At 61.4% G+C, this 14,849-nt stretch carries 12 protein-coding genes; 1 reads left to right on the top strand and 11 read right to left on the bottom strand.

What is annotated here, in order from left to right; translation table 11 throughout:
* Positions 1–36: 36 nt before the first annotated feature.
* The 10 genes from AC3IX4_RS07950 to AC3IX4_RS07905 form a co-directional block, all read right to left on the bottom strand.
* Complete coding sequence (locus AC3IX4_RS07950) at positions 37–1,752, bottom strand: fused response regulator/phosphatase (RefSeq protein ID WP_489260018.1); 1,716 nt, start codon at positions 1,750–1,752, stop codon at positions 37–39.
* 8 nt (positions 1,753–1,760) lie between these two features.
* Entirely contained in the window at positions 1,761–2,066 is a 306-nt protein-coding gene (locus tag AC3IX4_RS07945) for an STAS domain-containing protein (protein ID WP_489260017.1), read from the bottom strand.
* Between the two features lie 86 nt (positions 2,067–2,152).
* Positions 2,153–2,605 carry a flagellar export protein FliJ gene (gene fliJ, locus AC3IX4_RS07940; RefSeq protein ID WP_489260016.1) on the bottom strand — a complete coding sequence of 151 codons (453 nt, stop codon included), beginning with the start codon at positions 2,603–2,605 and terminating at the stop codon, positions 2,153–2,155.
* Positions 2,606–2,611: 6 nt separating this feature from the next.
* On the bottom strand, positions 2,612–3,970 hold the full coding sequence (fliI, locus tag AC3IX4_RS07935) for a flagellar protein export ATPase FliI (RefSeq protein WP_489260015.1): 1,359 nt from the start codon (positions 3,968–3,970) through the stop codon (positions 2,612–2,614).
* Positions 3,960–4,721: a flagellar assembly protein FliH gene (gene fliH / locus AC3IX4_RS07930; RefSeq protein ID WP_489260014.1), complete on the bottom strand. Its 762-nt coding sequence runs from the start codon at positions 4,719–4,721 to the stop codon at positions 3,960–3,962. Before fliH ends, fliI begins: the two co-directional genes overlap by 11 nt.
* A 998-nt stretch (positions 4,722–5,719) precedes the next feature.
* Positions 5,720–6,739, bottom strand: a complete 1,020-nt coding sequence (gene fliG / locus AC3IX4_RS07925; protein ID WP_489260013.1) for a flagellar motor switch protein FliG — start codon at positions 6,737–6,739, stop codon at positions 5,720–5,722.
* Complete coding sequence (fliF, locus tag AC3IX4_RS07920) at positions 6,732–8,516, bottom strand: flagellar basal-body MS-ring/collar protein FliF (protein ID WP_489260012.1); 1,785 nt, start codon at positions 8,514–8,516, stop codon at positions 6,732–6,734. The genes fliG and fliF overlap by 8 nt, the downstream gene beginning before the upstream one ends.
* 15 nt (positions 8,517–8,531) lie before the next feature.
* Positions 8,532–8,861 (bottom strand): flagellar hook-basal body complex protein FliE, encoded by a 330-nt coding sequence (fliE, locus tag AC3IX4_RS07915; RefSeq protein WP_489260011.1) that lies wholly within the window; start codon positions 8,859–8,861, stop codon positions 8,532–8,534.
* A gap of 101 nt (positions 8,862–8,962) precedes the next feature.
* On the bottom strand, positions 8,963–10,327 hold the full coding sequence (locus AC3IX4_RS07910; RefSeq protein ID WP_489260010.1) for a sigma-54-dependent transcriptional regulator: 1,365 nt from the start codon (positions 10,325–10,327) through the stop codon (positions 8,963–8,965).
* A complete protein-coding gene (locus AC3IX4_RS07905; protein ID WP_489260009.1) occupies positions 10,324–11,532 on the bottom strand; it encodes a sensor histidine kinase in 1,209 nt (402 codons plus the stop codon). The genes AC3IX4_RS07910 and AC3IX4_RS07905 overlap by 4 nt, the downstream gene beginning before the upstream one ends.
* A gap of 254 nt (positions 11,533–11,786) precedes the next feature.
* Here AC3IX4_RS07905 and AC3IX4_RS07900 point away from each other — a divergent pair, with 254 nt between their 5' ends.
* Positions 11,787–12,890, top strand: coding sequence for an IS110 family RNA-guided transposase (locus AC3IX4_RS07900; RefSeq protein ID WP_489261185.1), 1,104 nt, complete (start codon positions 11,787–11,789; stop codon positions 12,888–12,890).
* Positions 12,891–13,258: 368 nt separating this feature from the next.
* Here AC3IX4_RS07900 and AC3IX4_RS07895 read toward each other — a convergent pair whose 3' ends face one another.
* A complete protein-coding gene (locus AC3IX4_RS07895; RefSeq protein ID WP_489260008.1) occupies positions 13,259–14,734 on the bottom strand; it encodes a sigma-54 dependent transcriptional regulator in 1,476 nt (491 codons plus the stop codon).
* Between the last annotated feature and the right edge of the window lie 115 nt (positions 14,735–14,849).

Below are 14,849 nucleotides of genomic sequence, written 5' to 3'. Positions count from 1 at the left end.
ATCGAGATGTTCTTTTTTCACTTGTTCGCTCCTTGATCAAGTATCGATTAATGCCAGGGCCCCCCAGGCAAACTCCACGCGCGCCGTGCGTCCCTCGTCGTCCCAATCGGCTCGGCGACTCAACTGACGTATCAGGGTCAGACCACGCCCAGACAGACCTTGTTCCCGCAGGGGCCGAGCCAGCACCCCATTGACGTCAAAACCCTTGCCGCTGTCCGTGACCTCGATCAGCAGGCGACCACCCCGGTTGATCGGCTCGACCCGCAGATGCAGGCGTATGTAGCCGTGACCCAAGGCATCCAGGCGCCGATTGCGCTCCTGGTAGTAAAGGGCAAAACCTGCGGCATCGTTCTTGAGGCTGGAGTCTAGTGCCAGCACACCATGCTCCAGAGCGTTGGAGTAGAGCTCGGCCAACACACTGTACAGCGCACCGCTTTGAGCACGCAGGCCGTGGATTTCCTGCAGCAGTTGCAACAGATACGGCAAGGGGTTGAAACGCTTGAGCGTCTCGGCGCGAAACTCGAAGCTCACTGACCAGTCCAGCGGGCTCGAAACGCCGCTGTCGGAATAAACCAACGGCGGCGGCTGCACATGATCGGGCTCGACCATGGTCACTTCCACCATGCTTACATCGTCGCGCGAACGGCCGCCAAAATCGCTGAGTGCCTGGCGAATGTCCTCGAACAGGTGCACAGGCTCCCGGTTGGCGTCAAACACCCGCCCCAAGCGCTCGACGCCAAACAACTCATCGTCGGCGTCGCTGGTGTCGAGTATACCATCAGACAATAGGAAGATCCGATCACCCAACGCCATCGGCAACACTTCGGTGGTGTCGTCGAACTGCTGGGGCGCCAGAATGCCCAGTGGCAAGTGGCGCGACACCAGCGCCAGCCGTTCACCAGCGGCCGTGCGATGCAGGTAACCGTCGGGCATGCCGCCGTTCCACACTTCCACCTGCCGACGCTGAAAGCTCAAGCTGAGAAAGGTGGCGCAGCAGAACATATCGACCGGCAGGACCCGCTTGAGCTTGGCGTTCATTTCCCTCAGGACCTGGGCCAGGCCATAGCCCTTGGCGGTCATGCCGTAGAAGACTTCGGCCAGCGGCATGGTACCGACCGCCGCAGGCAGGCCGTGGCCGGTAAAGTCGCCCAGCAGTACATGCATATCGCCGCCAGGCGTGAAGGCGGCCAGCAGCAGGTCACCGTTGAACAGCGCATAAGGCGATTGCAGGTAACGGATATTCGACGCACTGAGGCAACCGGCATGGGCGACCTGATCAAAGACCGCCTTGGCCACCCGCTGCTCAGCAAGCAGATGCTCATGGTGGCGGGCCAATTGATCTCGTTGTTCCAGCACCATGGCCTGCAATCGTCGCAGCCGGTCCATCGCCTTGATCTTGGCGGCCAGGATGATCGGGTTATAGGGCTTCGCCAGAAAGTCGTCGCCGCCCGCCTCCAGGCTGCGTACCAGCGCATCCTGCTCACTCAGGGACGTCAGGAAAATAATGGGTATGAGCGTTTCACCGGCCAGCGCCTTGATCTGCCGGGCCGCTTCAAAGCCATCCATCACTGGCATCAGGGCATCGAGCAGCACCAGCTGCGGGCGCTGCTCGGCAAATAGCGCAACGGCTTGCTGGCCATTTTCAGCGGTCAGTACGGTATGCCCCTGCTTGCGCACAATGGTACACAGCAATAAGCGGTCGGCCGCGCTGTCTTCGGCGATCAGGATCGTCAGCGGTTGGGCACCTGGCATGACGAAGGTCAGTTGATGTCAAACAGCTTGTCGAAATTGGAGATCGCCAGGATCTTGCGCACATCCGAATTGGTGTTGATGACCCGGATATCCGCTGTTTCGCCGCCGGCATAATCGCGCAACAGCAACAACATGCCCAGCGCAGAGCTGTCCAGGTAGGTGGCGTCCTTGAGGTCTATGACTACGAATTCGGGCTTGAGGGACAGGCGCTCGTAGGAATCTCGAAACTCCTGATGCCTGCCGAAATCGAAACGCCCTTTAATCGAAATCGTCAGTTTTTTCCCATCCTGGGAACATTTAGAACCTACAGCCATGAATGCAATTCCTTGCGGCAATACCAGACAGTGGAAGGTGTAGCACCGGTACGCTCAGGCAGCAACCTGGCGGGCGAAAATACCCGTCAGTAGCGGTCATGACGCGGCAGGCGCTGAGAGAGTTCATCCAGCAATTTTTGCTCGCGCTTGTCTTCGATTTGGCGCGCTTCATCCCGGTAGCGCTGCACCAGTTTGCGCAAGCCTTCAACCCGCGCATAGGCCTGCTGCCAGGTGCCGCGAGCATTCTTGAGGTTGTTCTGGTGCCAGGTCAGGCTTTGCTGTTGCTGGGCCACGGCGGTTTCCAGCTGATTGAGAAAGTGCTGATAGTTCATCAGCCACATGCCTGAAACCCCCTGGCGGCCCTGGGCGATCCACTGCTGTTGGTAGTCGCTGCGAAAGTGGTCAAGCTCGGCGAGCTTGGCCTGGGCCAGGTTGACCTGCTGCTGGAACTGCCCCAACCGCTGGGCGGCCTGGCGTTCGGCGTTTTCGGCCATTTCCACCACGGGGGCCAAACGCTGGGCGCGGCTTGTCTGTGCCATGGCCGATTAACCCGGGGCTGGCGGGGCAAACACCGACGCCAGATGCTCGCGGCTTTGCGCCTGGCTGACGTTGTCGTGCAGGCCCTGGCGCAAGAAGTGAACGAGCTTGGGTTGCAGGGCTATCGCAAGGTCAGTTTCCCGGTCGCCACCGGCCACATAGGCGCCAACGCTGATCAGGTCGCGGCTCTGCTGCAGGCGCGACCACAGCTGCTTGAACTGCTGCGCCTGGGTCATCTGCTCCGGCGTCACCACCTGAGGCATCACTCGACTGATCGAAGCTTCGATATCGATTGCCGGGTAATGACCCTCTTCGGCCAGGCGCCGGGACAATACGATGTGCCCATCCAGCACGCCCCGCGCCGAGTCGGCAATCGGGTCCTGCTGGTCATCGCCTTCGGACAATACGGTGTAGAACGCGGTGATCGAGCCGCCACCGGCTTCGGCATTACCGGCCCGCTCCACCAATTTTGGCAGCTTGGCGAACACCGACGGCGGGTAGCCCTTGGTCGCCGGCGGCTCGCCAATGGCCAGGGCGATTTCCCGCTGGGCCTGGGCGAAACGGGTCAACGAATCCATCAGCAACAGGACATTCTTGCCCTTGTCGCGAAAATATTCAGCGATACGGGTGCAATACATGGCCGCGCGCAAACGCATCAGGGGCGCATCGTCTGCAGGCGAGGCCACCACCACCGAGCGCTTGAGGCCTTCTGTACCGAGAATGTGCTCGATGAACTCCTTCACCTCGCGGCCCCGCTCACCGATCAATCCCACGACGATTATGTCGGCCTCGGTAAAGCGGGTCATCATGCCCAGCAACACCGACTTACCCACACCGGTACCGGCAAACAGGCCCAAGCGCTGGCCACGGCCGACCGTCAACAACCCGTTGATGCTGCGAATGCCCACGTCCAGCGGCTGGTGGATGGGGTCGCGATTGAGCGGGTTGATGGTTGGGCCGTCCATTGGCACCCAGTCTTCGGCTTTCATTCCGCCTTTGCCATCCAACGCCCGCCCGGCGCCGTCGAGTACGCGCCCGAGCATGCTCATGCCCATGGGCAAGCGTCCGTTGTCGGCCAGCGGCACTACCCGTGCGCCCGGCGCTATACCGGAAACACTGCCGACCGGCATCAAAAACACTTTGCCGCCGGAAAAACCCATCACCTCGGCCTCGACCTGCATCGGGTGATAGCTGTCGTCGTTGATCACCAGGCAGCGGCTGCCCATGGCGGCACGCAGGCCTTCGGCCTCAAGGGTCAGGCCGACCATGCGCAGCAGGCGGCCTTCGACCACTGGCTGGGCAGCGACATTGATGGTGTCGGCGTAAGCGTCCAGGCGCTTGCCGAAGCTGGTGCGGTCAAGGCGCATCGAGGCTGTCCAGGTCGATATGCAAGTCCGGCTTGGCCGGGTGCAGGTTCTGGTCATGCAGCTGGTCGAACATCTGCGCCAGCGCCTGCTCGATGCGAGTCTCGATACTGGCGTCGATGCGACTGTGCTCGGTCTCGATCCGGCAACCGCCTGGCTGCAAGCTTTCGTCTTCCAAAATGCGCCAGCTTTCTTCGTGGCGTTCGCGCATCGCTTTTACCAACGCGAAGTCCTGCGGATTGACCAGGATGCGGATGTTGTTGGCGCCCATTGGCAGCAGTTTCAAGGCATCGCGCAACACGTGCTCGATCTGGCGGGAGTCCATGCGCAGTTCGCGCTGGATCACCTGGCGGGTGATGTGCCCAACCAAAGTGACCAGTGATTTTTCGATCTGGGTGTCTTGCTCGGCGATGGGTTCGAACAGGTTTTGCATCACCCGCTCCAGCCGCTTCAACTGCGCGCCGAGGGCTGCTTCGGCTTCCTGGCGAACCTTGAGCTGGGTGCTGTGGAAGCCCTCTTTCTCGCCGGTGGCGAAGCCTTCGTTATAGGCCTCCTGGCGAATGCTTTCGAGCTCTTCGAGGGTGATCGGCTGGACTTCCTCCAGCGGCACTTCTTCGATTTCCTCGGGGGTTTCCTCGACCGGTTCCGGCTCGGGTTCCGGCTCTTCGGGATCGAAGCTAGGCAGCGCCCAGCGATCGAAGGCCTCAATGTCGCCAGCGCGGATCAGCTCACTCAAATGCTCGTTGGTCGACATGCTGCAGGCACTCTTCAAATGTGTTCGCGGTGGTCCCGCGATATTGACGCCGCGGTGTATCAGGAATATTGCGGTGTCTTCATCGCGGGTAAACCCGGCTCCTACAGGGTGGTGGTCGCCAGCCCTGTAGGAGCAAGGTTTACCTGCGATGGCCTCACCGCGGTGTCCCAGGCATATTGCGGCGCCTTCATCGCGGGTAAACCCGGCTCCTTGGGTGGTGGTCGCCAGCCCTGTAGGAGCAAGGTTTACCTGCGATGGCCTCACCGCGGTGTATCAGGCATATTGCGGCGCCTTCATCGCGGGTAAACCCGGCTCCTACAAGGTGGTGGTCGTCAGCCCTGTAGGAGCAAGGTTTACCTGCGATGGCCATAGGTATCTACACATCTTTTGGTGTACTGCATTTCGTAGCAGTGGACGAGTAGAACGAGGCCACGTCCGGCTGCGCAGCAGTCGTAAAACCTGGCACTTCAGTATTCAGATACACCGCGAGTACAGGCTTTGCGAGGACTACGTCCCCGGACCTGGCCTCGCTGAACTCGTCTACTGCTACGAATGTAGCCGCTGACGAGGTACGAGGCTGCGATCGGCAGCGAAGCGGCCGTAAAACCTGAGACCGTAATCCATCAGGCACACCGAAGGGCCTGAATTTACGACGGCTTCGCCGCCGATCGCAGCCTCGTACCTCGGCAGCGGCTACAAGAGCCGCGCTGCCCCAGAATTGTGTAGATACCTATGCTGCGATGGCCTCACCGCGGTGTCCCAGGCATATTGCGGCGCCTTCATCGCGGGTAAATCCGGCTCCTACAGAGTGGTGGTCGCCACCCCTGTAGGAGCAAGGTTTACCTGCGATGGCCTCACCGCGGTGTCCCAGGCATATTGCGGCGCCTTCATCGCGGGTAAACCCGGCTCCTACAGGGTGGTGGTCGCCACCCCTGTAGGAGCAAGGTTTACCTGCGATGGCCTCACCGCCGTCCGCTTGGCAACGGCGGCGCCCACTATCAGATCATTTCCTCGCCACCCTTGCCGCCGAGCACGATCTCGCCAGCTTCGGCCATGCGTCGGGCAATGGTGAGGATTTCCTTTTGCGCCGTCTCGACGTCGCTGACACGCACCGGCCCCTTGGCTTCCAGGTCGTCGCGCAAAAGCTCCGAGGCACGCTTGGACATGTTCTTGAAGATCTTGTCTTTTACCTTCTCGTCGGCGCCCTTGAGCGCCACCACCAGCACATCCGAAGACACTTCGCGCAGCAGCGCCTGGATACCGCGGTCGTCAACATCGGACAGGTTGTTAAACACGAACATCAAGTCTTCGATCTGCTCGGACAAATCGCCATCGACTTCGCGGATCGCGTCCATCAACTGGCCCTCGGTGGAGCTATCGAGGAAGTTCATGATGTCGGCCGCACGCTTGATGCCACCCAGCGTGGTACGCGAAGAGTTGGAGTTGCCCGAGAACTGCTTCTCCAAAATCTGGTTGAGCTCTTTAAGCGCCGCGGGCTGCACGGTATTGAGCGAGGACACCCGCAAGATGATGTCCAGGCGCGCCTTCTGGTCGAAATGGCTCAGCACTTCGCCGGCCTGGTCCGGGTCCAGATACGCCACCACAATGGCCTGGATCTGCGGGTGCTCGTAACGGATCACGTCCGCCACCGCACGCGGCTCCATCCACTTGAGGCTGTCCAGGCCACTGGTGTTGCCGCCCAGCAAAATGCGGTCGATCAGGCCGTTGGCCTTGTCCTCGCCCAGCGCCTGGGTCAGCATCTTGCGGATATAACCGTCGGAGCCGACGCCGAGGCTGGTCTGATCACCCACCGTCTCGATGAACTCGCCCATCACCTGCTCGACCTGCTCGCGGTGGATATTGCGCATTTGCGCCATGGCCACACCGACGCGCTGGACCTCCTTGGGCCCCATATGGCGCAACACCTGCGCGGCATCGGTTTCGCCCAGCGAGAGCAGCAGGATCGCGGCCTTGTCGACCTTGGACAGCTTGGCGGTCAGGGCTCGGTTATCACTCATCGGAGTTAATCCACTCTTTCACTACCTGAGCCACGCGACCCGGGTCCTCGGCCACCAGACTCTTGATTGCATTGAGCTGGGCGTCATAGCCCTCGCTCGGACTTGGCAGCAGGATGCTTTGCGGCCCGCCCAGGGTGACCCGGTCGGTGGCAAGCTCCCCATCCAGGCCGCCCATGCCGCCCAGCTCGACGTCGCCGTCGATACCTGGGCCGGCCAACTGCTTACCGTTGCCGGTGATGTTGTTGAGCACCGGGCGCAACACACCAAACACCAACGCCAGAATGAACACCACACCCAGCACTTGCTTGAGGATGTCCCAGAACCAGGGCTGGGAGTAGAACGGAATCTCGGCGATCACTTCGCCACGGTCCGCCGCGAACGGCACGTTGATCACACTGACGCTGTCGCCCCGGCTGGCGTCGAAGCCGACGGCGTCCTGCACCAAGCGAGTGAAGCGCGCCAGGTCATCGCTGCTCCAGGGGGTGCGGGTGACTTCACCGTTGGCCGGGTTGATCTTGAATTGATCATCGACCACCACTGCCACCGACAAGCGATTGACGCGCCCTTGCTGCTGGCGGGTGTGACTGATGGAGCGGTCCAGCTCGAAGTTCTTGGTCGACTGCACGCGCTTGTCGGCCGGGTACGGCGCCAGCATTGGCTGGCCGGTGGCCGGGTCCATGATCTGCTGGCCATTGGCATCGAGCAGCGGCTGGCCCGGTTGCACCATGCCAGCGACGGCCTGGGCCCCGCCGGTTTGCTGCGGCGCGCTGGCCGGGCCCGGTGGTTGGTTACTCAGCGCGCCGGGCACACCTTGTGGGCCGAGGCTGGTGGTGCGCTGTTCGTTGACCGACTGCTCGCTGCGCAGCGCCGGCTGGTCCGGGTTGAACTGCTCGGAGGTAGACTCTACCGAGCTGAAGTCAACATCCGCCGACACTTCCGCCTTGTAGCGATCATTACCCAGCACCGGCTGCAAAATGTTGTGCACACGCTGGGTCAGCATGCTTTCCATGCGCCGGCTGTAGTCGAACTGCTTGCCGGCCATGGTCAATGCGTTGTTTTCGCCTTGATCCGAAAGCAGGTTGCCCTTCTGATCCACCACCGTGACCTGGGATTTGGTCAGCTCAGGCACACTGGCCGCCACCAGATTGACGATGGCCATGACCTGCCCCGGCTCCAGCGCACGGCCCTGGTAGAGCTCGACCAACACCGAGGCACTCGGCTTGCGCTCATCACGCACGAACACCGAGCTTTTCGGAATGGCCAGGTGCACACGGGCCGCCTTGACGTTATTCAGGCTGGCGATGGTGCGCCCCAGTTCGCCTTCCAGCCCCCGGCGATAGCGGGTGGCTTCCATAAACTGGCTGGTGCCCAGGCCCTGGTCCTTGTCGAGGATCTCGAAACCGACCGTGCCGTCGCTGGGCGCCACACCGGCCGCGGCAAGCTTGAGGCGTGCACGGGCCAGGTCATCGGCCTTGACCAGCAAGGCGCCGGAGTTCGGCTCTACGTTGTAGGGGATATCGGCGGCGGCCAGGGTGTCCAGGACCTGTTTGGTGTCCATGCCCGCCAGGCTGCCGATCAGCGGACGGTAATCGGGCTGTTGCGACCACAGCACCACGGCAAAGCCGATGGCCACGCTCGCCGCCAGGCCGACCATCAGGCCGACCTGGCGCAGCACGGTCATCTGGGAAAGGTTGTCGAGGATATTGAGCCCGAACAGGGGCGGCTTGCCGCCTGCGCCTGCTTTGGCTGGGACGTTATCCACCGATGCATCTGCCATGTCTGGATCTCACCCTTAAACCGGCATCTGCATGATGTCTTGGTACGCCTGGACCAATTTGTTGCGTACCTGGGTGATAGCCTGGAAAGACACACTGGCTTTTTGCGAAGCGATCATCACGTCGGTGAGGTCGACGCCGCTCTTGCCAACTTCGAAGGCGGTGGCCAACTGGCTGGACGCTTGTTGGGTGTCGTTGACTTTGTTGACGGCCTGGCCAAGCAGGTCGGCAAAGCTGCTGGAGCCGGCTTCAGGCGCTTGTACAGCGGATTTGGATTGGCTCATGGCCTCCATTTGCATGGCGCGCATGTCCAACATCAAGCGATTGAATTCAACACCTTGGCTCATTGATCTGGTCTCCCACGGCCTGCAATTTATTGACGCTTCCCACAGCCGTTACACAGAAGGTAGCAACAAGGGTGCCAGCCTCTGCGGAACCGCCTAATGTATCAGGTTGCGTACAAATAGGCTTCCACATCCATACCGGCATCGCGCATCTGCGCCAGCTTGTAGCGCAAGGTACGCGGGCTGATGCCGAGGCGCTCTGCCGATTCCTTGCGCCGCCCGCGCTCGCTGCGCAGGGTATCGACGATCAGCTGGAATTCGCGTTGGCGCAGGTCATCGCCCAGGCCAACAGGGGCTTCGACGACAGGAGGTGAAACGGGGGCACATGCCAGGGTCGGTGCGCCTGCCAGGCAAAAATCTGCCGCTTCGATCACCCCGCCCTGCTGCAGGATCAGCGCTCGCTGGATGGCGTTGTCCAGCTCCCGAACGTTCCCAGGCCAAGGGTAAGTGGTCAGGCAATCGCGGGCCGCAGCCGACAGGCGCACCGGGGCATGCTTCATTTTATTGACGTGCCGGGCCAGTAATCGCTCGGCCAGCGGCAGAATGTCGGCGGTGCGTTCGCGCAGTGGTTTCCAGGCCAGTGGAAACACCGAAAGCCGGTAAAACAAGTCTTCACGGAAGCGCCCCGCCGCCACTTCGCCCGCCAAGTCACGGTTAGTGGTGGCGACCACGCGGATATCCAGCGCAATCGGCTTGCGCCCACCAACCCGCTCGACCTCCCGCTCCTGCAATACACGCAACAACTTGGCCTGCAAGCCCAGCGGCATCTCGGAAATTTCATCGAGCAACAGGGTGCCACCATCGGCCTGCTCGAACTTGCCCGGCTGGGCGGCAATGGCACCCGTGAACGAGCCCTTTTCATGGCCGAATAGGGTGGCTTCGAGCATGTTGTCGGGAATGGCAGCGCAATTGATGGCGATAAAAGGCTGCCCGGCGCGCGGCGATTGCTGGTGGATAAACTGGGCCAGCACCTCTTTGCCGGTGCCCGACTCACCGGAGATCAGCACGGTGGAGTCACTGCGCGCGACCCGCTTGGCCAGTTCCAGCAATTGCGCGCTGGCCGGCTCCAACGCCACCGGGCCATCACCCTCGCCCTGGCGAGTGCGACCCAGGCCATGGCGAGCCACCAGCTCCAACAAGGTCGCCGGCTCAAACGGCTTGAGCAGATAATCCACCGCCCCTTGGCGCATGGCATCCACGGCACGCTCGACCGCGCCATGGGCGGTCATCAGCAACACAGGCAGCTGCGGCTGGCTGGCGCGCAACGACGCCAGCAGGCCGTGTCCATCCATGCCCGGCATATTTACATCGCTGATCACCAGGCCAAAGGCCTGTTCGCCCACCGCCAGCAAGGCGTCTTCGGCACAGGACACCGCATGATAGGGATAGCCACCCAGCTCCAGGGTGTCGCCCAGCGCTTCACGCAGGGCCCGGTCGTCCTCGACCAGCAAGACCTTGATGGTGTTCACAACAACTCCTCCCGAGGGGCCAGGATCAAGGGCAACTCGACCGTGGCGCAGGTACCGCGACCGACACACGAGCGCAACTGCAAACGGCCTTGATGTGCCTTGGCCACGGCCACGACCACCGCCACACCCAAACCGGTGCCGGTGGCCTTGGTGGTAAAGAAGGGTTCGCCCAGACGGGCCAGCGTTGCGGGCTCGATCCCGGCACCGCTGTCGCTGACGCTCAGGCGCAAAGTCTGCCCACGGGCATAGAGATGCACTTTCAGGCGCGCCGTTTGGCCGCCGGCCTGAATAGCGTTTTCCAACAGATTGAGCAAAGCGCCGACCAGGGTATCGCGATTGCACAGCAACTCCCCCGGCACACGGTCACACTGCCAGCGTATGGCCAAGCCCTGCACCTTGGCCTGCGCGGCCGCCTCCAGCGCTTCGAACAACTGGCGCGGCGCAAGCCGATCGGTCATGGGCAACTCGCCGCGAGCAAACACCAGCATGTCACGCACCTGATGCTCCAGCTCATGCAAGCGATCCTTGAGCCGCAGGGCAAAGCGTTGCTGGGTTTCAAAGGGCAATTGCTTTTCGCTCAAGTGGCCGGCGTAGAGCATGGCGGCCGACAGCGGCGTACGAATCTGATGGGCTAGCGAGGTCACCATCCGCCCCAGGGACGACAGCCGCTCATGGCGCGCGAGCTGGTCTTGCAGGCGACGGGTTTCAGTCAGGTCATTGAGCAGCACCAACTGGCCGGGCTCGGCGTCCAGCGAACGGGTGGCAATGGAAAGGCGGCGCCCATCACGCAACGACACTTCATGGCCGTCATCCTTGCGCGGGGCAAAGCTGCGGGCGATCACGGTACGCCATAGCTCACCGACCAGAGGCTCGCCCAGCAGGTCGATGGCGGCCGGGTTGGCCTCACGCACCACGCCCTGCCCGTCGATCACAATCACCCCACCGGGCAGCAAGTCCAGCAAATGCTGCAAGCGATTGGCCAAGCGCTCCTTCTCCGCCAGCTCCGCCATCCGCTGGGCACTGACCACCGCCAGCTCACCCTTGAGCTCAGTGACCCGCGCCTCCAACAGACTGTAGGAATCGCTGAGCTGGGCGGACATCTGGCTGAACAATGCAAAAGCCTGCTCCAGCCCCTGACGACTGGCCTGCTCGACAGACTGCGGGCTTGGCTCGGGATCGGAAGTCAGAATGGCGGACTGTGGCATCGGGCTCTCTCGCATGGCTGACCGTCATAAAACGGTCCGTTGGGAAGAGCCATAGCAATAGCCGTGCCGGGATCCAAAACAATCCCAAACCTGAAACATCCGGTGGCGATGGATTGGCTATCGACGGGCGATCGATGATCGATGGTGGATGGTGGATGGTGGATGGTCTGTAATTACATGGACTCGCCCCAACCGAGGCGTCTATGCGCCACGGTGGCATCTATAAAGAAGCCAACGACAGCGAGGGCGAGCCCATGAAAAAGCATACGACCAACAATCACTCTTTGTCTTCAGCCGACCTAGCAACCTGTTCGACCGTCTCGGTAGATCTTGCCAAGAGGGTCTTCCAGGTGGCCGGGGAAAACGCCCTGGGCCAAGTGGTGTACGAGGACCGAATCAAATCGCGCGAAGCCTTCCAGGCGTTTCTTCGCCAACTGCCCATGAGCGTCATGGTGCTGATGGAAACAGGCCCAGGCGCTCAGGCATGGGCGCGGTTGCTGCAGGCCCAAGGCAACCCGGTGCGGATCCTGCCTGCGCAGCATGTGGCCGATCATCGCAGCGGGCCGAAGAATGATCGCAACGATGCACATGCGATCTTGCGGGCGGGTCGAGATAGTCGGATTGTCTCAGTGCCGGTCAAAAGTGCCGCGGCGCTGGCCATGCAGGCACTGCATCGCGCCCGCCAGGGCTATGTGCGGCGGCGCACGGCCATGGGTAATCAGATGCGTGGCTTGCTGCTCGAGCATGGCGTGGCCTTGGCGCAAGGTGAGGCGGCGATCAGCCGGGTGGTGCCGCGGATACTCGAGGATGCCACCCAGCCGCTGCCGGATCTGCTGCGCGAGCTGATTGCTGAGCTGCTCGGCGAATGGAGCCAGTTGGGCGAGCGCGTCAGCGTGTTGACCGGCCGACTGGAAACGGCCGCACAGCAGGATGAGACGGCGAAAAGGTTGATGACGGTGCGTGGCATCGGTCCGATCATCGCCACCGCGCTGCTGGCCAAGCAGGTCGAGCCTGAGCGCTTCGCCAACGCACGCCAGTTTGCCGCCTACTTTGGTTTGGTGCCCACTCAGCACAGCAGCGGACAGAAAATCCGGCTGGGCAAGATGAGCAAGCAGGGCGACGCCTACCTACGCAGCCTGGCGATCCAGGGCGCGCATGCGGTCTTGAGACAGGTGCGGCCTGATTCGGAACAACCCGATGACCGGCGCTTGCTGCGCTGGCTGTGTCGCTTGGGTCGCAAGGAAACGGCCGTCCGATTGGCCAACCGTACCCTACGCATCGTCTGGGTATTACTGAAAACCGAGCAGACCTATCGTCGCCACATGGGCAATGTCCAGGAGGCGACGATGAGTCACTGATCGACAGAGTTCTGCCACCGGGGCGTTAAAGCGCTCCAACCCTTGCTAAAGAACATTGACCCCAGATCAGACCGTCGCGGATTGATGCCTGTGCTCCTACTGGCCCTTGAGGCCTTAACGTAATTGGCATACCGCGAGCTTATTGAATGTTGGCCAGAAGCCGATCAGGCTTCCTCGAGTAGGCCTTATACATAGATGCAGCCGGGTAGCAGTGTTCAAAAGCGGGTTGATAGTGGGGGCGAGTCCATACATAGGAGCAGAGCTTGCTCGCGATGGCATCACCACGGTTTTTTTTGTAATACCGCGGTGATGCCATCGCGAGCAAGCTCTGCTCCTACAGCCCGTGCCACACCCAGGCACGGCGGGGGTTATTCTTCCGCCGTCTCTTCGCCATCGCGCCGGCTCATGCCGTATTTGCGCATTTTTTCCACCAAGGTGGTGCGACGGATACGCAAACGCTCAGCCGCGCGGGCCACGATACCGTTGGCATCGTCCAACGCCTGCTGGATCAACCCCTGTTCCAAGCCCCCCAGATAATCCTTCAAATCCAGACCTTCAGGCGGCAACTGGGCGCCAGGGTTGAATTGCGCGGCATTGCCGTTAATGGCCACGCGCTCTTCCAGATCCGAACGCAGGCTGTCGACCAACTGCTCGTCTTCATCTTCCACATAACGGAATTTTTTCGGCAGTTCCGCCACGCCAATCACGCCATAGGGATGCATGATCGCCATGCGCTCCACCAGGTTGGCCAGCTCACGTACGTTACCCGGCCAAGCGTGCCGACACAGCGACATGATCGACGCCGAATTAAAGCGGATCGAGCCACGTTTCTCATGCTCCATGCGCGAGATCAGCTCGTTCATCAGCAGCGGGATATCTTCGACACGCTCGCGCAGCGGCGCCATCTCGATGGGGAAAACATTGAGGCGGTAATAAAGGTCTTCGCGGAAAGTGCCCACCTCGATCATGCTTTCGAGGTTCTTGTGGGTCGCGGCAATGATGCGCACATCGATGCTCTGGGTCTTGTTGCTGCCGACTCGCTCGAAGGTGCGCTCCTGCAACACGCGCAGCAGCTTGACCTGCATCGGCAGCGGCATATCGCCGATTTCATCGAGGAACAGCGTACCGCCGTTGGCCAACTCAAAACGCCCGGCGCGGGTAGTGATCGCCCCGGTAAAGGCGCCCTTCTCGTGCCCAAACAACTCGCTTTCGAGCAGTTCAGCCGGAATAGCACCGCAGTTCACCGGCACAAACGGCGCGTCACGGCGGCTGGAATGGTAGTGCAGGTTGCGCGCCACCACTTCCTTGCCGGTGCCCGATTCGCCCAGGATCAACACACTGGCGTCGGTGTCGGCCACCTGCTGCATCATCTGGCGCACATGCTGGATGGCACGGCTGGTGCCGACCAGGCTGCGGAACAGGTTGGGTTCGCGCTGGCGCCCACGCTCGCGGGCCTTATCGTACATCTCGCGATAGACCTGGGCACGGTGCAGCGAATCCAGCAGATTGCTGTAGCTGGCAGGCATTTCCAAGGTGGAAAGCACCCGACGGCGCAGGTCTTCAGGCAGGTCGGAGGTAGAATTTTCGCCTAAAAGCAGAACCGGAAGGAACTCATCCCACCCAGCCACTGTCTTAAGCAAACCTAGAAGATTGCCCGGAGCATTGACAGCCCCGACCAAAACGCAGAGCACATCACGACTCGACGTCAAAGACGATACAGCCTGCTGCCAGTCATGGCTGCTGCAGGACAGATTTTCTTCACCAAGAAAATTCAGGATCACCGCCAGATCACGGCGGCGGACGCTGTCGTCATCAATCAGCAGAATTTTTGTTTCGCGCCACATGCAATAGCAACTTCCCTGGTTAACTCGGCACCCTGCGGGCAGGGCAAGCTCGGACTTCGTAACGGTCGCGTAACAGATTGACGTCCGATATGGGGTAAACAAGCCCCTAGTTAAG

The sequence above is a fragment of the Pseudomonas sp. KH_021 genome (assembly GCF_057838865.1).
Note: the sequence above shows the minus strand (reverse complement) of the source record. Positions and strands in the feature narration are given on the sequence as shown.